We start from the raw sequence: 16,692 nt of genomic DNA on the forward strand, positions 1-16,692 counted from the left end.
TCCGCCGCGCGCCCCGGCCCACCGGGCGGCCCTGCGCGTTCCGCGCTGTCCCAAATACCCAGTATGCTAAAATCCGGGGGTTTTCCAATCCGGCCTTTCCTTTCCGCATGCCGCTCTCCCCGCCAGTGTCCCGTCAGTTGCGCCACCGTCGCGCAATCAGAGCGGAAGCCTATGAGCGAGCCGATGGCCTGTGGGATGTGGAAGCGTGCTTGACCGACGAAAAACCGCGCGATGTGGTGCTTGCGTCGGGCGTCCGGCCCAATGGTCAGCCGATCCATGAACTCTGGCTTCGCATCACCATCGATCGCAAGCTCAATGTCGTCGACGCCGAAGCGTCGTCCGACTGGGTGCCCTATCCAGGGTTGTGCCAAGCCAGCAATCCCGCCTACCGTGCCCTCATCGGGCTCAATCTGTTCAACAACTTCCGTCGCGATGCTGCCCGTTTGCTGGCCGGCACGGCCGGTTGCACGCATCTCACCGAGTTGTGCGCACTCCTGCCGACCGCTGCAATCCAGGCGTTCGCCGGCGACGTGTGGAACACCAATGATGGCGGCAGGCCGGGCGCGGAGACGAGTTCAGGGAACGGCTCGTCGCACAGCACAGACGAGCATTCCAACGATAAACCGCCATTCCAGCTGGGACGCTGCCACGCGCTGCGTTTCGACGGCGAGGCGGTGCAACAGTTTTATCCGCGCTGGTATGGCCGCGCTCCGTATACAGCGGATCGCGCGGCATCGTCAGGCGACGGGGCAGCCCGCCAGACAGGTGAGGGCGGCAACGCGTCCGGCATGAACGACGGTAGCGGAAACGATGTTCAATCCAACTCTCAGACTGAAGGGAATCACGCATGAAGATTCACGAGTACCAGGGTAAGGAAATCCTGCGGAAATTCGGCGTCGCGGTACCGCGCGGCAAGCCGGTCTTCTCGGTGGATGATGCGGTCAAGGCCGCGCAAGAGCTCGGCGGCCCGGTATGGGTCGTGAAGGCTCAGATCCACGCGGGTGGCCGTGGCAAGGGCGGCGGCGTGAAGGTCGCCAAGTCGCTGGATCAGGTTCGCGAGTATTCGGAACAGATCCTCGGCATGCAGCTCGTCACGCACCAGACCGGTCCGGAAGGCCAGAAGGTGAATCGCCTGCTGATCGAAGAAGGCGCTGACATCAAGAAGGAACTGTATGTCGGCCTGGTGATCGATCGCGTTTCGCAGAAGATCGTCGTGATGGCATCGAGCGAAGGCGGCATGGACGTCGAAGAAGTCGCGGAAAAGACGCCTGAGCTGATCCACAAGATCGCCGTCGATCCGGCGACCGGTCTGAAAGACGCCGAAGCCGACGAGCTCGCAACGAAGATCGGCGTGCCCGCCGCTTCGCTGCCGCAAGCACGTGCGATCCTGCAAGGCCTGTACAAGGCATTCTGGGAAACCGACGCATCGCTGGCCGAAATCAACCCGCTGATCCTGACCGGCGACGGCAAGGTCATCGCGTTGGACGCCAAGTTCAACTTCGATTCGAACGCACTGTTCCGTCACCCGGAAATCGTCGCGTATCGCGATCTGGACGAAGAAGATCCGGCTGAAGTCGAAGCATCGAAGTTCGACCTCGCCTACATCTCGCTCGACGGCAACATCGGCTGCCTCGTGAACGGCGCTGGCCTCGCAATGGCAACGATGGACACCATCAAGCTGTTCGGCGGCGAACCGGCGAACTTCCTGGACGTGGGCGGTGGCGCCACGACCGAGAAGGTCACGGAAGCGTTCAAGATCATGCTGAAGAACCCGAACCTGACCGCGATTCTGGTCAACATTTTCGGCGGCATCATGCGCTGCGACGTGATCGCGGAAGGCGTGATCGCGGCGTCGAAGGCTGTGTCGCTGAAGGTGCCGCTCGTGGTCCGCATGAAGGGCACGAACGAAGACCTGGGCAAGAAGATGCTCGCTGAATCCGGCCTGCCGATCATTGCGGCGGACAGCATGGAAGAAGCGGCTCAGAAGGTCGTCGCGGCCGCTGCGGGCAAGGCGTAAGCCAAACCCCAAGCGCGTTTACCAGGATTACGAATGGCGGCGCGTGTGTGATGCATGAGCGGCGCGGGCGAAGAACATCCCGCCGCGCCACGCACCACCGCGACGCCAAACGAACAGAGGTCAATACATGTCGATTCTGATTAACAAAGACACCAAGGTCATCACGCAGGGCATTACCGGCAAGACCGGTCAGTTCCACACGCGTGCTTGCCGTGAATATGCAAACGGCCGCGAAGCGTACGTTGCAGGCGTGAACCCGAAGAAGGCCGGCGAAGATTTCGAAGGCATTCCTATCTACGCTAGCGTTGCTGAAGCCAAGGCTGAAACGGGCGCGACCGTATCGGTGATTTACGTTCCGCCGGCAGGCGCTGCTGCTGCCATCTGGGAAGCCGTCGAAGCCGACCTGGATCTCGCAATCTGTATCACGGAAGGCATTCCTGTCCGTGACATGATCGAGCTCAAGGCTCGCATGCGCGCCAGGAACAGCAAGACGTTGCTGCTCGGACCGAACTGCCCGGGCACGATCACGCCGGACGAACTGAAGATCGGCATCATGCCGGGTCACATTCACCGCAAGGGCCGCATCGGCGTCGTGTCGCGTTCGGGCACGCTGACGTATGAAGCAGTCGGCCAATTGACGGCAATCGGCCTTGGCCAATCGTCGGCAGTCGGTATCGGCGGCGACCCGATCAACGGTCTGAAGCACATCGACGTGATGAAGATGTTCAACGACGATCCGGAAACGGACGCCGTCATCATGATCGGCGAAATCGGCGGTCCGGACGAAGCGAACGCTGCTGAGTGGATCAAGGACAACATGAAGAAGCCGGTGGTTGGCTTTATCGCCGGTGTCACGGCGCCTCCGGGCAAGCGCATGGGCCACGCCGGCGCGCTGATCTCGGGCGGTGCGGACACGGCTGAAGCCAAGCTGGAAATCATGGACGCATGCGGCATCAAGGTTACGAAGAACCCGTCGGAAATGGCGCGTCTTCTGAAGGCGATGCTGTAAATCAAAATTCGCGGCTCGTACAGCGCGTTTTTTGATACGCTTACGAGATCCTTTCGTAAGCGTGCAGTCCTAAAAAGCGGGGGAGTTTCCAACTCCCCCGCTTTTTTGTTGGCTGCGTGTCCGATTCCTTCTTATTCTTCCGTTCATGCTCGAGTTCTTCGCCACCCTCCATTGGGGCGCAGTCATCCAGATCATCGTCATCGACATCCTGCTGGGTGGCGATAACGCCGTTGTGATCGCGCTCGCTTGCCGCAATCTCCCGCCCGCGCAGCGGACCAAGGGCGTGTTGTGGGGCACGGCCGGCGCGATTGTGCTGCGCGTCGCGCTAATCGCGTTTGCCGTGGTACTGCTCGACGTGCCGTTGCTGAAGTTCGCGGGCGGCCTGCTGCTGTTGTGGATCGGCGTACGTCTAATGGCGCCCGCGCATGACGCCCATGAGAACGTGAAGCCGGCCGACAAGCTCATCTCGGCGATCAAAACCATCATCATCGCGGATGCGGTGATGAGCCTCGACAACGTGATCGCAATTGCCGGCGCGGCCGAGGCGGCTGATCCCGAGCATCGTCTCGCGCTGGTGATTTTCGGGCTGCTGGTGAGTATTCCGCTGATCGTGTGGGGCAGCCAGCTGGTGCTGAAACTGCTCGACCGCTTTCCGATCGTCATCACGCTCGGCGCGGCGCTGCTTGGCTGGATCGCGGGCGGCCTGATCATCAACGACCCGGCCGGCGACCGTTGGCCGATCCTCGATACGCCGGCGGCCGAATACGGCATGAGCATTGCCGGCGCGCTGTTCGTCGTGATCCTTGGCTACCTGCTCAAGCGCCGCAACGCGAAGGGCGCGGCCGCCTGACCAGCAAGTCATGACGCGACGCTAGCGCAGCGTTAGCCATCTGGCTGACTGTGTGGAACGAGCGCTGCTGGCTACGATTGAAACGCCTGTCCCCGATTCGAGGGGCAGGCGTTTTTCGTTTCAGGAGCCTGCCGATGATCGTTACTTTGCCGTACCCTCCTTATTCACAGTCCACGCCGTCCGCGCGGCGCGCATTCGAACGGGCGCGCTGGGTTGTGCCGCTCGCGCGTGCTTGCCGCTGCTTCAGTTTCGGTTTCACGCTGATCGAGTTGATGATCGTGCTCGCGATCGTCGGCGTCATCGCGGCCTATGCGATTCCGGCTTATCAGGACTACCTGGCCCGCAGCAGAGTGGGGGAGGGTCTCTCACTCGCCTCATCCGCGCGGCTTGCGGTGTCCGAAAACGCGGCCAGTGGCAATGCGTTCGGCGGGGGTTATGCGTCGCCGCCTGCCACCCGCAATGTCGAATCCGTCCATGTCGATGACGACACCGGCCAGATCACCGTCGCTTTCTCGACGCGCGTCGCGCCAGCCGGTTCGAACACGCTGACGCTTGTGCCCTCGGTGCCCGACAACGCCGAGGCGCCGACAGCGCGGATCGCCTTGAGCAAGGGTGTCGTGCAGGTGGGCGCCGTCACCTGGGAGTGTTTCACCGGCGGCAAAACGGCCTCCTCGCTACCGGCTCCTGGCGCCGGGCCCTCGCCAGTCGATGCGCCATCGTTGCCGTCGAATCTTGCACCACCGGAGTGCCGTTCGTAAGCAGGCGGGTGGACGATCGGGGAGCTGTTATCCGAACGTAAAACACTGATTTCCGGGATATTTCAGCCCAGCCGGCGCACAGCAGGAGGATTTTTTTGTATAGTGCGCCGGTTGCTGACGCCCTCCGGTTATTCGATGCCCACCCCATTTGCGCGCTACCTGTCTCTCAGTCTGTTGTCTCTTGCGTTGGTGCTGCCTTATGCAGTCGTCGGCCATACGTATCCGATTCCGACCTTCTACGCTGAATTCACGGCGCTCGCGCTGTATCTATTGATGGGTGCGGGTGTGGTGCTGCTGGTCTCGACGGCCAGGCCGCGCGTCACGTTCGCGTCGCCGGTGGTCGCGCTCGTGCCGTTGCTGTTCGGGCTGGTGCTGGTGGCGCAGTCGGTGCTGCTGCCGGTCTCGCAGCCGTCGATGAACTGGCTTGGCGGCGGGTACCTGCTCGCCGCGTTGATGGCGACGCACGCCGGCTATGGCTTCACGCGCGTCAAGCTGAACGAAACGGCGCTGCGCTGGGTTGCTGGGTCGTTGATTGTTGGCGGCCTGTTTGCGGTGTTCTGCCAGGTGATCCAGCTGTTTCACCTCGAGGCGCGTGTGTCGCCGCTGGTTGTCGCCTATAACGTGCTGATCGACCGTCGGCCGTTCGGCAACATGGCGCAGGCGAACCATCTCGCCACCTATATCTCGTTCGCGATGGCGGGCGCGCTGTTCCTCGTGCAGACACGCCGCCTTGCCGTCAGCATCTGGCTGCTTGTGTCGACGATTTTTGCCGTCGGCCTCGCGCTGACCGTGTCGCGCGGCCCGTGGTTGCAGATGGGCGTGATCGTGATCGCGGGTTTCTGGATGGCTTTCGCCCAAACGCGTAGTCAGCCGCTTCTCCGCCGCAGCAATCGCGAATGGCTGATTCCGATCGCGTTGGCGGTGCTGTTCTTCGTCGTCAATGCGCTGGTTCGCTGGGCCAATGTCCACTATCACCTGGAACTTGCGCAGTCCGCGGCGGATCGGTTCAAGGACGCTGGCCAGATCGCGCCGCGCCTTGCGCTGTGGAAATACGGCTGGACGATGTTCAAGACGCATCCGCTGCTGGGGGTCGGCTGGGGCGAGTTTCCGAGTTACCAGTTCGAGTACGTGAAATCGCTGGGCGGTGTCGAGATTGCCAATAATTCGCACGACATCTTCATCGACCTGCTCGCGAAAACCGGTTTGATCGGCCTCGCAATCGTGCTGTTCGGCCTGATCACGTGGATCGTGCGCGTGGTTCGCGCGCCGCAAAATGCCGCTCGTGTATTTGGCATCGCGCTGATCGGCGTGCTGGTCATGCATGCGCTGGTCGAATATCCGCAGCAGTACATGTTCTTCCTGCTGCCGGCGATGTTCGTGTTCGGCTTGCTCGAAACGCGGCCGCTGCGCCTCGTGCCGGCGCGCCTGTCGTTCGGTGCGTTTGCCGTCATCGTGTTCGGCGGCATCGCTGCGCTGTATCCGGTGTATCGCGACTACGCCCGTGCCGAGGTGCTGTATTACGGCTCGCGTCCTGCCGAGCAGTATCGGGCCGATCCGTCGTTCCTGTTTCAGGCGTGGGGCGAATACGGCATGGCGACCCTGGAGCCGATGAATTCGATGAATCTGCAACACAAGCTCGCCATGCATAAACAGGCGATCGCGTTGCTGCCGGGTGAAACCGTGCTGCGCCGGTATGCGGTGCTGCAGGCTCTGAGCGGCGATACGGCGGGCGCGTACGACACCGTCGAGCGCCTGAAAATCTTTGCTCAGGAGTTGAAGGACTGGCCGTCGCAATTGGCCTATCTGTACGAGTTGTGCGACGAGCAGAAAACGCTGACCGGTTTCAAGGCGGAACTGGTCAAGCGCTACGGCATGCCGCCGAGCGACGTCAATCAGGACGACGACAGCGACGACGATTGAAGCTGGCTGCGCGCTGCGCTGTCGTGCTGTAGCCGTAGCTTCAGAGGTGCAGCGGGGCGATGACCTTGGCCGTCATCAACCCGCCACCCAATCCCCCGACTTCCCGCCGTGTTTCTCCAGCACTTTCACGTCGGTGATCGTCATGCCGCGATCCACCGCCTTGCACATGTCGTACACGGTCAGCAGTCCGACCTGTACGGCGGTCAGCGCTTCCATCTCCACACCCGTGCGCCCCAGCGTCTCCACCTGCACCGTGCAATGCACACCGGGCAGTTTTTCATCGAGATCGAAATCCACCTTGACCCGCGTGAGTGCGAGCGGATGACATAGCGGGATCAGATCGGCAGTGCGCTTCGAGCCTTGAATCGCGGCGATGCGTGCGATGCCGATCACGTCGCCCTTCTTGGCGTTGCCGTCGCGGATCAGCGCGAAGGTCTCCGGCAGCATGCGGATCGAGCCACGCGCGACGGCGATGCGTTTGGTCTCCTGCTTGCCGCCGACGTCCACCATATGCGCCTGGCCGGCGGCGTCGAAATGAGTGAGTTCAGGCATGGTTGGGCTCCTTCAGAGGGCGCCTATCATAGCAGTGCGGTCGGGCGGCCCGGGATGATTACAATTACCCTGTGCCCGCTATCTTAGTCCGAGCGGCGGGTGTCGCTTTTCGACTTCGTCATACCGACCTCGCGATGCGTTCGAAACCGTTTCTTGCTGTGCTGTTGTCTGTCGCGCTCGCGGCTCCGCCGGGCGCGTTCGCGCAATCGCGCACCGCTTCGGATACGAGCCTCGCGCTCAACACGCAGTCCGCGGAACCGCCGTTGGTAAGCGGTCCGGTCGAGACTTTCGCCGACCCGATCGTGCCGCCCGACATCGCTCAGGGTGTCTTCGGCGTGTATGGTGGCGCGCAGAGCCGCTTCTCCGGCAATAGCGGTGCGGCCACCGGCTGGCGCGCACCGATCGTCACGCAGCAACTGCCCGACCTCGGCAACGGCGGCTCCGGCTCATTGACGCCGCAAGCCGAGCGCAAGCTCGGCGAGCGCGTGATGCGCGAGGTGCGCCGCGACCCCGACTATCTCGACGACTGGCTGGTACGCGACTATCTGAACTCGGTCGCAGCAAAACTCTCCGCGGCGGCGAGCGCGCTGTACATCGGCGGCTACCGGCCGGACTTCGATCTGTTCGCGATCCGCGACCCGCAGATTAATGCCTTCTCGCTGCCAGGTGGATTTATCGGTGTGAACACCGGCCTGATCGTGACGACGCAAACGGAGTCCGAACTCGCCTCCGTGCTCGGTCACGAGATGGGGCACGTTTTGCAGCGGCACATTTCGCGGATGATCACCACCGGCGAACGCAGTTCCTATGCGGCACTTGCCGGCCTGCTATTCGGCATTGTGGCGGGCGTACTCGCACACAGTGGCGACCTGGGCAGCGCAATTGCGATTGGCGGCCAGGCCTATGCGGTCGACAACCAGTTGCGCTTTTCGCGCTCCGCCGAGCATGAAGCGGATCGCGTCGGCTTTCTGCTGCTGGCCGGCGCCGGTTACGATCCCTACGCGATGACGACGTTTTTCGGCCGCCTCGATCGCGCGGCCATGAGCGACACGGGCATCCCGGCCTACGCGCGCACTCATCCGCTGACTGGCGAACGGATTGCCGACATGGAGGACCGTGCGCGTCGCGCGCCATACCGGCAGCCGCATCAGACGCCCGAATACGGTTTTGTACGGGCACGGGCGCGCCTGCTGCAGGACCGCTCGCGCAGCGAATACGCCGATGAGATTTCGCGCCTGCGCTCCGAGATCGAGGACCGCACCGCGGTGAACGTTGCCGCGAACTGGTACGGGATTGCCTATGGGCAAATGCTGCTCGAACGTTACGGTGATGCGGCGGCGTCGCTGGCTGCGTCGCGCTCGGCGTTTGCCACCGGTGAGCGCGGTGAGGGCGGTGAAGGTGAGCTCATGCGCAGTTCGCCGAGTCTCGACGTGCTCGCGGCCGATATCGCACGCCGCGCCGGGCATGACGACGAGGCAGCGCGTCTTGCCGAGTTTGCACAGAAGCGCTGGCCGCAGTCGAACGCCGCTATCGACATGCATATCCAGACCTTGCTGACCTTGAAGCGATTTGCCGATGCGCAGGCGCTGGCTTTGAAGGAAACGCGCGCGCAACCCGATCAGCCCGCCTGGTGGTTGTATCTCGCCCAGGCCAGTGCCGGCACTGGCGATACGTTGACGCGCCGTCGGGCGCTGGCCGAGAAGTTCGCCCTCGAAGGGGCCTGGCCGTCGGCCATCCGGCAACTGAAGGAAGCGCGGGATATGAAGGAAATCGGCTACTACGATCTCGCGACCGTCGATGCCCGGTTACATGAGATGGAGAGCCGCTATAAAGAGGAGCGGCTTGACGAGAAGAGCTAGGCGTTTGCCGCCGGACTCTCGACAAACCCGAACCGCGCGGCCACCTCATCTCGCTGCACGCCCTGCAAAGGCAACTCGACGCCGTGGTTCCAGCGAAACACACCGCTCATCGAGTCATCGCCCAGGCTTGCGTGATCGGAGAAAACGTCGAGGTCGTGATCGTGCAAAACCGCGACCCGCGGCGGCGTCGAGCCATCGACGAACAGAATCCCGCCTTCATCGTCGACAAACACCGCCGTTGGCTCGAAAGTCCCACCGGCCTGGTCGGTCAGGGAAAGCTGCCCGGCGGCATCGGCCGACAGCCTCACCACCCACGGCGTATAACCCAGCTCGATGTACACCCGCTGCGGACCATTCTGGAAAAACCACTGCCCGTGTTCATCGGCGTCGTAATTCCGGTTGATAAATCCGAGCAAGGCTTCATGCCGGATCGGCGTGCCGGGCGCACCGCTGGCCTGAGCAGCTTCATCCCGCATGCGCCAGTTGCCGCGCCGGTCCAGCATCAGCCAGCCGGTGCAACTCGGCACATTGGGCCACTTGGCCAAGGCCTGCTTGACGATGTCATCCATGATCGACGTAGCGCTCCAGATAACCGAGCACGCGCCGCGACAACCAGTCGATGCGGCCCGGGAACGGCCCGGTCATAAAGCCGGCGTGGCCGCCATGCCGGGGTTGATCGAGTTCCACCGATGCCGATACCTCATGCTGCGCCGGCAACGCTTCGGCCGGCAAGAACGGGTCGTTGCGCGCGTTCAGCACCAGGGTCGGCACGGCGATGCCGGGCAGCAGCGGCCGCGTGGTCGCGCTGCTCCAATAGTGATTGGTATCGCGAAAGCCGTGCAGCGGCGCCGTCACCACGTTGTCGAAGTCGTACATCGTGCGGCTTGCCAGCATCGTATCGCGGTCGAACAGCCCCGGAAACTGCAGCAGTTTCTGCTCGGCTTTCTGCTTCAGCGTCTTCAGGAAACTGCGCGTGTAGACCATGTTGAAGCCCTGCGACAACGCGCGGCCGCCCGCGTGCACGTCGATCGGCGTTGAAATTGCCGCGGCGGCCGAGAGCACCGGTACCGCATCTTCGCGCTGTTCGCCGAGCCAGCGCAGCAGCACATTGCCGCCGAGCGACACGCCCGCCGCCACGATCGGCCCGCGATGCGTGGCGCGCAGACGGCGCAGGATCCAGTCGACTTCGTTGCTGTCGGCGAGATGATAGAACCGCGGCAACAGATTCAGCGACCCGCTGCAACTGCGAAAGTGCGGCACGACGCCGTGCCAGCCGTACTCGCGCGCGGCCGCCATCAAGGTGGCGGCGTAGTGCGAGGCGGAACTGCCTTCCAGGCCGTGAAATAGCACGAGCAGCGGCGCGTCTTCTGCCGGGGCTTGACGCACAGAGGGAGGGCTCAGTGCAGAGGCCGGTTGGCCGTCATGCACGACCCAATCGAGATCGATGAAATCGCCATCCGGCGTATCCCAGCGTTCGCGCCGGAACGCGATCGCCGGACGCCGCCCGAACAGTGACGGGACAATGGTCTGCACATGCCGGTTTGGCAGCCAGAGCGGCGCGCGGTAGAGCAGATCGACGGTGCCCTCGATGCTGCGCTCAACGGCGGCTACGGCGCGCGCTGCGCCGTTAGCGGTGGATTGATCGTGTGTTGTCCCCAGGAGGGACTTTCTGCGAGGCGTGCTCATGCCAGCGTCGAAGCCAAAAGGTAAAGCCGGTGAAACAAGGCGAAAAAATGCCTGCCGGGCGTCAGTGCAGCGACCCCTGGCCATGCCGCATCTTGGTAGCGAATTGACTGGCGGCCTCGTTCGGCATCGGGCTCGCGTGAATATGAGCAATTCGCCACTCGCCGCGCTCATGGACCATCACGTAAGTGGTGAACACCATGGTGGGCGCCGCTTTCGGATCGGCCGGGCGATGCGCCTCGGCAATGGCGTAGACGACGGTGCCAAGACTGTCGTAGACGCGAATGTCGAGCGGCTCAATCGCAACCGGCGCGGTTTCGAGCTGGATTTGCAAGCCGGCGCGAATGCTGTCGAGGCCGTGCAGGTGGGAGCCGTCGGCGCAGATGCAGCTCACGAACTCCTCATCGATCCACAGGCCCATCAAACTGTCGATATTCATCTCCGCAACGGCCTGGTAATAGGCGTTCAACGTATCGGCGGCGGCTTCGAAGATATGGGCAAAACGTGGCATGGCTCGTCAGTCTCTTGTGCGCGGCGCGCGGTTGCGGGGCAGCGGTCAGCGGGACAGTCCGGAGCACCGGACAATCGCACCCAAGCGCGAGAATGCCCGCGCCGCAAGGCGCGAACATGACGCGACGCGCTCAGGGGCGTGCGGTGTTGCGTGCAAGTATCAGCCGAATCAGTCTGGTTCAACGTTGCGCAAGCAACATGCCGCGCAAATCGCCAAATACCTGCTCGGCGCTCAACTGCTTAAGGCAGTTCAGATGCCCAAGCGGGCATTCGCGCTGGAAACAGGGGCTGCATTCGAGATGAAGCCATTGTACCTTCGCAAGCTCGGACAAGGGCGGCGTGTGGCGCGGATCGGTCGAACCGTACACGGCCACCAGCGGCCGGCGCAGCGCGGCGGCCACGTGCATCAGACCGGAATCGTTGGTGACGACGGCGCTGGCCCGCGAGATCAGCGCGCAAGCCTCGCCCAGCGCGGTCTGGCCGCACAGGTTACGCACGTTCGGCGCTTTGTCGGCAATCGCCTGGGCCAGCGGCGCGTCTTTGGGCGAGCCGAGCGCAATGATCTGCGTGTACGGGAACGACTGGCCGACGATCTGCGCGAGCGCCGCGAAATGCTCGGGCGGCCAGCGCTTGGCCGGACCGTACTCGGCGCCCGGACAGAACACCAGCAGCGGCACGCGCGTATCCAGATTGAAGCGCGCCGAGACCCGCGACGCTTCGTTCAGGTCCGCGTCGAGCCGCGGCATGGGCAAGTCGTCGGGGATCTTGGCGCCTGGCGCGTAGGCGAGGGCGGCGTAGTGGCCGACCATGGGCGGGCGCTCGTCCTTGCGCGGATTCGCGTGGCGGACGTTCAGCAAGCCGTAGCGGCTTTCGCCGGTGTAGCCGATGCGCAGCGGAATGCCCGCCATCCAGGGAATCAGCGCCGATTTGAGCGAATTCGGCAGGACATAGGCCGCGTCGTAGCCGACATCGCGCAAATCGCTCGCCAGTTGCCAGCGGCGCAGCATCTGCAGCTTGCCGTGCGCCAGGTCGGTTGCGTAGACGTCGCGGATCTCGGGCATCCGTTCGAGCACGGGCGCGACCCACGAGGGCGCGACTGCGTCGATCACGATGCGCGGATGCAATTTCACGAGGCGCGCAAACAGCGGCTGCGCCATCAATGCGTCACCGATCCAGTTCGGTGCGATAACCAACGCGCGACGCATCAGAGTGAGTGTCCGGTGTCGAAACGAAGCGTCGCGCGCGTCATGCGCGTGACGTTCGGAGGGGTAAATGGGAATAAGCCGCGCGCTGCGAGGCGCGGGCCCGGTAAAGCCGGACGCGCCGCAGCGGCGGCAAGCGATTGGCGCTCAGTGATCTGGCCCAGTGCTCAGGTTTAGTGACCCCTGACCACTTCGCCGTCGCGCAGCTTGTAGCGCGTGCTGCAATACGGGCATTTGGCTTCGCCGTGCGTGACGTCGATAAAGACACGCGGATGTGCGCTCCAGCGCGGCATTGCGGGATTCGGGCAATACGCCGGCAGGTCTTTTGCCGACAGTTCGACCAGCGGCATTTCCTTGATTTCGCTCATGAGGACTTTCTCGTTGTATGCAGGGTGCGTGCGTTGCGCCGGCAAAAAAGCCTGGGCCAAATGGCCGGCGCAGCGCGCGTTAAATCTTGGTCAGCCAGTGCGCGTACTTGTCGCTCTTGCCGTTCACGATATCGAAGAAGCCTGATTGCAGCTTCTCCGTGATCGGGCCGCGTGCGCCCGAACCGATCGTGCGGTTGTCGAGTTCGCGGATCGGCGTGACTTCAGCGGCCGTGCCGGTGAAGAACGCCTCGTCGCACGTATAGACCTCGTCGCGCGTGATGCGCTTTTCGATCACCTGGATGCCCGCATCGCGCGCCAGCGTGATGACCGTGTCGCGCGTGATGCCGTCGAGGCACGACGACAGATCCGGCGTGTACAGCTTGCCGTTGTTCACGAGGAAGAAGTTCTCGCCCGAGCCCTCCGACACGTAGCCGTCCACGTCCAGCAGCAGCGCTTCGTCGTAACCGTCGGCAATCGCTTCCTGGTTGGCGAGGATTGAGTTCACGTACCAGCCCGAGGCCTTGGCGCGAACCATCGACACATTCACGTGATGGCGCGTGAACGACGAAGTCTTCACGCGGATGCCCTTGGCAATACCGTCTTCACCGAGGTAAGCGCCCCACGGCCAGGCGGCGATCGCCACGTGGATCGTGTTGCCCTTGGCCGACACGCCGAGCTTTTCCGAGCCGACCCAGATGATCGGGCGCAGGTAGCAGGATTCCAGCTTGTTTTCGCGGACCACCTCACGCTGCGCGGCTGCCAGCGTTTCATGGTCGAACGGCACGTCCATCTGGAAGATCTTGGCCGAGTTCAGCAGGCGCTTGGTGTGTTCCTGGAGGCGGAAAATCGCCGTGCCGCCGTCTGCCGTTTTGTAGGCGCGGACGCCTTCGAAAACGCCCATGCCGTAATGCAGCGTGTGGGTCAGCACGTGGATCTTGGCGTCGCGCCAGTCGATGAGCTTGCCATCCATCCAGATCTTGCCGTCGCGGTCGGCCATTGACATAAGATTCTCCAGCGGGTGCGGTGAAAGAGCGTCATTTTAGCGTCTTTTGCACACGAAACGGGCATTTGGCCGCACGTCGGGCGCTATAATTCGGCGCACGCATAATTCAAATCCGGATGCGCCAGCGGGTGCTTGACGACCTGGCGCCGACTTCCCTTCGTTGTGGCGCCGCCTCGCGCCCGCGTTTCGCCTTCATGCTCGCTCGCCTGTCAGATATCGATCGCCGCGCCTTCCGTCAGGGCGCGCGCGACTATTCGCCTACGCTCATGGCGATATTCTCCTGGGGCCTCGTGACCGGCATTGCGATGAGCAAGTCCGTGCTCACCGTGCCGCAGGCGCTCACCATGTCGCTACTGTGCTACGCCGGTTCCTCGCAGTTGGCCGTGTTGCCGCTGCTGGCCGCCAAGCTGCCGATGTGGACCGTGCTGCTGACTGCCGCCATGGTCAATACGCGTTTTGTGATCTTCAGCGCCGGGCTCGCGCCGCATTTTTCGTATCTGCCGATGTGGCGGCGCATCGTGTTGGGCTACTTCAACGGCGACGTGATCTATCTGCTGTTCCAGAAGAAGAGCTTTCAGACCGGTTACGTGCCGGGCAAGGAGGCTTACTTCTGGGGCATGGCGGTGTGCAGCTGGCTGTCGTGGCAGGTGTCGTCGATCGTTGGCATCCTGCTGGCGAGCCTGATTCCGGATAACTGGGGCCTCGCGCTGGCGGGCACGCTGGCGCTGTTGCCCATCATGGTGTCGGCGATCGCCAACCGTTCCACGCTGGTCGCCGTCAGCATCGCCGGCCTCGTTTCGCTGCTCGCTTTCGACCTGCCGTACCGCCTCGCGCTGCCGCTGGCCGTGATCGCGGCGATTATCGCGGGCAGTGCCGCCGACCTGATGGTCGAGCGTGCCGACTTGCGCCGCATCCGTAACAGCGCCGGAGATTCCCAATGACGTCCACGCAGATCTGGCTGGCCATTATCGGCATGACCTTCGTCACCGCGGTGACACGCGCCATGTTTCTAATCGGCGGCGAGCGCACCGTTTTGCCGGAGCGTGTACAGCGGATGCTGCGCTATGCGCCGGCCGCGGCGCTGGCCGCTGTTGTGCTGCCCGATGTACTGGCGACGCCGGAGGGGCTCTCGTTCGCGCCGTCCAACCACGAGTTTTACGCAACGTTGTCCGGTCTTGTGTGGTTTTTGTGGCGGCGCACCATGCTCGGTACGATTGTCGTGGGAATGGTTGTATTTACGCTCTTGCGCCTCTTTATGTGATTGATCGGGATAGGAATGCTGCGTTGCGGCATGCGCGGCGCATTCTTCAAATACGGGACATTCGCCTCGCCGCGGGTCAGAAGGCAGTGGGGATCAGTTAAAATGCTCGTTTCCGGGATAACCGCGCCGCTGCATGGCGCGACAGCCGCGGCCAGGCCGCCGGCGCCCGATTCAGTGGAGCCGCTGCCGTGCCGAAGCGCTGGAGTTTGCCGCGCCAGGTTGCTGGCGCGTCGTCCGCCACCGCCTTCCCATCAACTCGCACATACACGCCCATGAACAAGGTATTGCGTCTCTCCGATCTGATCGCCGAAGGCAAGCTATCCGGCAAACGCGTGTTCATCCGCGCCGATCTGAACGTGCCGCAGGACGATCAAGGCAACATCACCGAAGACACCCGTATCCGCGCCTCCGTGCCGGCGATCAAGGCCGCGCTGGACGCAGGCGCCGCCGTGATGGTCACGTCGCACCTGGGCCGTCCGACCGAAGGTGAATTCAAGCCGGAAGACTCGCTGGCGCCGGTCGCGAAGCGTCTGGCCGAGCTGCTCGGCCGTGACGTGCCGCTGGTTGCGAACTGGGTCGAAAACGGCGTGAACGTGGCGCCGGGCCAGGTCGTGCTGCTGGAAAACTGTCGCGTCAACAAGGGCGAAAAGAAGGATTCCGACGAGCTCGCGCAGAAAATGGCGAAGCTTTGCGACATCTACGTGAACGATGCATTCGGCACTGCGCACCGCGCCGAAGCCACCACGCACGGCATCGCCAAATACGCGCCGGTCGCCTGTGCCGGCCCGCTGCTGGCCGCTGAACTCGAAGCGCTCGGCAAGGCGCTGGGCGCGCCGAAGCGTCCGCTGGTGGCGATCGTCGCCGGCTCGAAGGTGTCCACCAAGCTGACCATTCTGAAGTCGCTCGCCGACAAGGTCGATCAGTTGATCGTCGGCGGCGGCATCGCCAATACGTTCATGCTGGCGGCCGGCCTGAAGATCGGCAAGTCGCTCGCCGAAGCCGATCTGGTCAACGAAGCGAAAGCCATCATCGACGCTGCGAAAGCTCGTGGCGCCTCAGTGCCGATCCCGACCGACGTGGTGACAGCCAAAGAATTCTCGCCGACCGCCAAGGCCGAAGTGAAGGCCGTCGCCGACGTGCAGGACGACGACCTGATCCTCGACATCGGACCGGAAACCGCCAAGGTGCTCGCCGCACAACTGGAAAAAGCCGGCACGATTGTGTGGAACGGCCCGGTTGGCGTGTTCGAATTCGACCAGTTCGGCAACGGCACCAAGACCCTCGCTGACGCGATCGCCAAATCGCCGGCGTTCTCGATTGCCGGCGGCGGCGATACGCTGGCGGCGATTGCCAAGTACGGCATTCACGACAAGGTCAGCTATATCTCGACGGGCGGCGGCGCCTTCCTCGAGTTCCTCGAGGGCAAGACGCTGCCGGCGGTCGCTGTTCTGGAATCGCGGGCTTAACGTGGCGACGCGCTCCCCCTCGGCGAAGTCTGCAAAAGCGCGCGGCGGCAAGCCGCGCAATACCGCAGCAGCAACGGCAGGGGAGCGCGAAGCGCGCTCCGCCGCCCCGGCAGCGGTGACCACCCAGCAGGAAGAATCCGGGTCGCCCCTCGCGCTCGCGGAGTTGACCACTGCCGGCGAGGCAGCGGAACTGTCCAACGGACAATCCGCCCACTCACCGGCAGAACTCCCGGA

17 protein-coding genes are annotated in these 16,692 nt (G+C 63.4%); 10 read left to right on the forward strand and 7 right to left on the reverse strand.

What is annotated here, in order from left to right; all coding sequences use genetic code 11:
• The first annotated feature begins 107 nt into the window (after positions 1 to 107).
• From GH665_RS02545 to GH665_RS02570, 6 genes are all read left to right on the forward strand, one after another.
• Positions 108 to 851 carry a DUF2889 domain-containing protein gene (locus GH665_RS02545; protein ID WP_153134533.1) on the forward strand — a complete coding sequence of 248 codons (744 nt, stop codon included), beginning with the start codon at positions 108 to 110 and terminating at the stop codon, positions 849 to 851.
• Complete coding sequence (sucC, locus tag GH665_RS02550) at positions 848 to 2,017, forward strand: ADP-forming succinate--CoA ligase subunit beta (protein WP_153134534.1); 1,170 nt, start codon at positions 848 to 850, stop codon at positions 2,015 to 2,017. The genes GH665_RS02545 and sucC overlap by 4 nt, the downstream gene beginning before the upstream one ends.
• 127 nt (positions 2,018 to 2,144) lie before the next feature.
• Positions 2,145 to 3,026, forward strand: a complete 882-nt coding sequence (sucD, locus tag GH665_RS02555; protein WP_153134535.1) for a succinate--CoA ligase subunit alpha — start codon at positions 2,145 to 2,147, stop codon at positions 3,024 to 3,026.
• 145 nt (positions 3,027 to 3,171) lie between these two features.
• A complete protein-coding gene (locus GH665_RS02560) occupies positions 3,172 to 3,876 on the forward strand; it encodes a TerC family protein (RefSeq protein WP_153134536.1) in 705 nt (234 codons plus the stop codon).
• Positions 3,877 to 4,010: 134 nt separating this feature from the next.
• A complete protein-coding gene (locus GH665_RS02565; protein ID WP_153134537.1) occupies positions 4,011 to 4,634 on the forward strand; it encodes a pilin in 624 nt (207 codons plus the stop codon).
• Positions 4,635 to 4,769: 135 nt separating this feature from the next.
• The gene (locus GH665_RS02570; protein ID WP_153134538.1) at positions 4,770 to 6,554 is read left to right on the forward strand and encodes a PglL family O-oligosaccharyltransferase; all 1,785 of its coding nucleotides are present in this window, start codon (positions 4,770 to 4,772) and stop codon (positions 6,552 to 6,554) included.
• A 75-nt stretch (positions 6,555 to 6,629) separates the two neighbouring features.
• Here the strand turns inward: GH665_RS02570 and moaC are convergent, their stop codons facing one another.
• Positions 6,630 to 7,106, reverse strand: coding sequence for a cyclic pyranopterin monophosphate synthase MoaC (gene moaC / locus GH665_RS02575; RefSeq protein ID WP_046567816.1), 477 nt, complete (start codon positions 7,104 to 7,106; stop codon positions 6,630 to 6,632).
• A gap of 134 nt (positions 7,107 to 7,240) precedes the next feature.
• On the opposite strand from moaC, the gene GH665_RS02580 reads away from it, so the two are divergent.
• Positions 7,241 to 8,965 carry a M48 family metalloprotease gene (locus GH665_RS02580; protein ID WP_153134539.1) on the forward strand — a complete coding sequence of 575 codons (1,725 nt, stop codon included), beginning with the start codon at positions 7,241 to 7,243 and terminating at the stop codon, positions 8,963 to 8,965.
• Here the strand turns inward: GH665_RS02580 and GH665_RS02585 are convergent.
• From GH665_RS02585 to GH665_RS02610, 6 genes are all read right to left on the reverse strand, one after another.
• Entirely contained in the window at positions 8,962 to 9,534 is a 573-nt protein-coding gene (locus GH665_RS02585; RefSeq protein WP_153134540.1) for a DUF2946 family protein, read from the reverse strand. The two genes, GH665_RS02580 and GH665_RS02585, sit on opposite strands and share 4 nt — an antisense overlap.
• Complete coding sequence (locus GH665_RS02590; RefSeq protein ID WP_153134541.1) at positions 9,527 to 10,651, reverse strand: YheT family hydrolase; 1,125 nt, start codon at positions 10,649 to 10,651, stop codon at positions 9,527 to 9,529. The genes GH665_RS02585 and GH665_RS02590 overlap by 8 nt, the downstream gene beginning before the upstream one ends.
• A 61-nt stretch (positions 10,652 to 10,712) precedes the next feature.
• Positions 10,713 to 11,159, reverse strand: a complete 447-nt coding sequence (locus GH665_RS02595; RefSeq protein ID WP_153134542.1) for a nuclear transport factor 2 family protein — start codon at positions 11,157 to 11,159, stop codon at positions 10,713 to 10,715.
• A gap of 178 nt (positions 11,160 to 11,337) precedes the next feature.
• Entirely contained in the window at positions 11,338 to 12,363 is a 1,026-nt protein-coding gene (waaF, locus tag GH665_RS02600) for a lipopolysaccharide heptosyltransferase II (protein ID WP_153134543.1), read from the reverse strand.
• 170 nt (positions 12,364 to 12,533) lie between these two features.
• Complete coding sequence (locus GH665_RS02605) at positions 12,534 to 12,728, reverse strand: zinc-finger domain-containing protein (protein WP_042321180.1); 195 nt, start codon at positions 12,726 to 12,728, stop codon at positions 12,534 to 12,536.
• Positions 12,729 to 12,807: 79 nt separating this feature from the next.
• Positions 12,808 to 13,731 carry a branched-chain amino acid transaminase gene (locus tag GH665_RS02610; RefSeq protein WP_042321182.1) on the reverse strand — a complete coding sequence of 308 codons (924 nt, stop codon included), beginning with the start codon at positions 13,729 to 13,731 and terminating at the stop codon, positions 12,808 to 12,810.
• A gap of 194 nt (positions 13,732 to 13,925) precedes the next feature.
• Between GH665_RS02610 and GH665_RS02615 the strand changes: the two genes are divergently transcribed.
• The 3 genes from GH665_RS02615 to GH665_RS02625 all read left to right on the forward strand — a co-directional run bounded on the left by GH665_RS02615 (position 13,926) and on the right by GH665_RS02625 (position 16,458).
• A complete protein-coding gene (locus GH665_RS02615) occupies positions 13,926 to 14,672 on the forward strand; it encodes an AzlC family ABC transporter permease (RefSeq protein ID WP_153138190.1) in 747 nt (248 codons plus the stop codon).
• The gene (locus GH665_RS02620) at positions 14,669 to 14,992 is read left to right on the forward strand and encodes an AzlD domain-containing protein (protein WP_153134544.1); all 324 of its coding nucleotides are present in this window, start codon (positions 14,669 to 14,671) and stop codon (positions 14,990 to 14,992) included. Before GH665_RS02615 ends, GH665_RS02620 begins: the two co-directional genes overlap by 4 nt.
• A 272-nt stretch (positions 14,993 to 15,264) precedes the next feature.
• Entirely contained in the window at positions 15,265 to 16,458 is a 1,194-nt protein-coding gene (locus GH665_RS02625; RefSeq protein ID WP_153134545.1) for a phosphoglycerate kinase, read from the forward strand.
• The last annotated feature ends 234 nt before the right edge of the window (positions 16,459 to 16,692 follow it).

The sequence above is a fragment of the Paraburkholderia agricolaris genome, from assembly GCF_009455635.1.
GTDB lineage: Bacteria > Pseudomonadota > Gammaproteobacteria > Burkholderiales > Burkholderiaceae > Paraburkholderia > Paraburkholderia agricolaris.

Bases quoted from the DNA above. Each gene is read 5' to 3' on its own strand.
- GH665_RS02545 (WP_153134533.1), top strand. From the start codon at position 108: ATGCCGCTCTCCCCGCCAGTGTCCCGTCAGTTGCGCCACCGTCGCGCA.
- sucC (WP_153134534.1), top strand. From the start codon at position 848: ATGAAGATTCACGAGTACCAGGGTAAGGAAATCCTGCGGAAATTCGGC.
- sucD (WP_153134535.1), top strand. From the start codon at position 2,145: ATGTCGATTCTGATTAACAAAGACACCAAGGTCATCACGCAGGGCATT.
- GH665_RS02560 (WP_153134536.1), top strand. From the start codon at position 3,172: ATGCTCGAGTTCTTCGCCACCCTCCATTGGGGCGCAGTCATCCAGATC.
- GH665_RS02565 (WP_153134537.1), top strand. From the start codon at position 4,011: ATGATCGTTACTTTGCCGTACCCTCCTTATTCACAGTCCACGCCGTCC.
- GH665_RS02570 (WP_153134538.1), top strand. From the start codon at position 4,770: ATGCCCACCCCATTTGCGCGCTACCTGTCTCTCAGTCTGTTGTCTCTT.
- moaC (WP_046567816.1), bottom strand. From the start codon at position 7,106: ATGCCTGAACTCACTCATTTCGACGCCGCCGGCCAGGCGCATATGGTG.
- GH665_RS02580 (WP_153134539.1), top strand. From the start codon at position 7,241: ATGCGTTCGAAACCGTTTCTTGCTGTGCTGTTGTCTGTCGCGCTCGCG.
- GH665_RS02585 (WP_153134540.1), bottom strand. From the start codon at position 9,534: ATGGATGACATCGTCAAGCAGGCCTTGGCCAAGTGGCCCAATGTGCCG.
- GH665_RS02590 (WP_153134541.1), bottom strand. From the start codon at position 10,651: ATGAGCACGCCTCGCAGAAAGTCCCTCCTGGGGACAACACACGATCAA.
- GH665_RS02595 (WP_153134542.1), bottom strand. From the start codon at position 11,159: ATGCCACGTTTTGCCCATATCTTCGAAGCCGCCGCCGATACGTTGAAC.
- waaF (WP_153134543.1), bottom strand. From the start codon at position 12,363: ATGCGTCGCGCGTTGGTTATCGCACCGAACTGGATCGGTGACGCATTG.
- GH665_RS02605 (WP_042321180.1), bottom strand. From the start codon at position 12,728: ATGAGCGAAATCAAGGAAATGCCGCTGGTCGAACTGTCGGCAAAAGAC.
- GH665_RS02610 (WP_042321182.1), bottom strand. From the start codon at position 13,731: ATGTCAATGGCCGACCGCGACGGCAAGATCTGGATGGATGGCAAGCTC.
- GH665_RS02615 (WP_153138190.1), top strand. From the start codon at position 13,926: ATGCTCGCTCGCCTGTCAGATATCGATCGCCGCGCCTTCCGTCAGGGC.
- GH665_RS02620 (WP_153134544.1), top strand. From the start codon at position 14,669: ATGACGTCCACGCAGATCTGGCTGGCCATTATCGGCATGACCTTCGTC.
- GH665_RS02625 (WP_153134545.1), top strand. From the start codon at position 15,265: ATGAACAAGGTATTGCGTCTCTCCGATCTGATCGCCGAAGGCAAGCTA.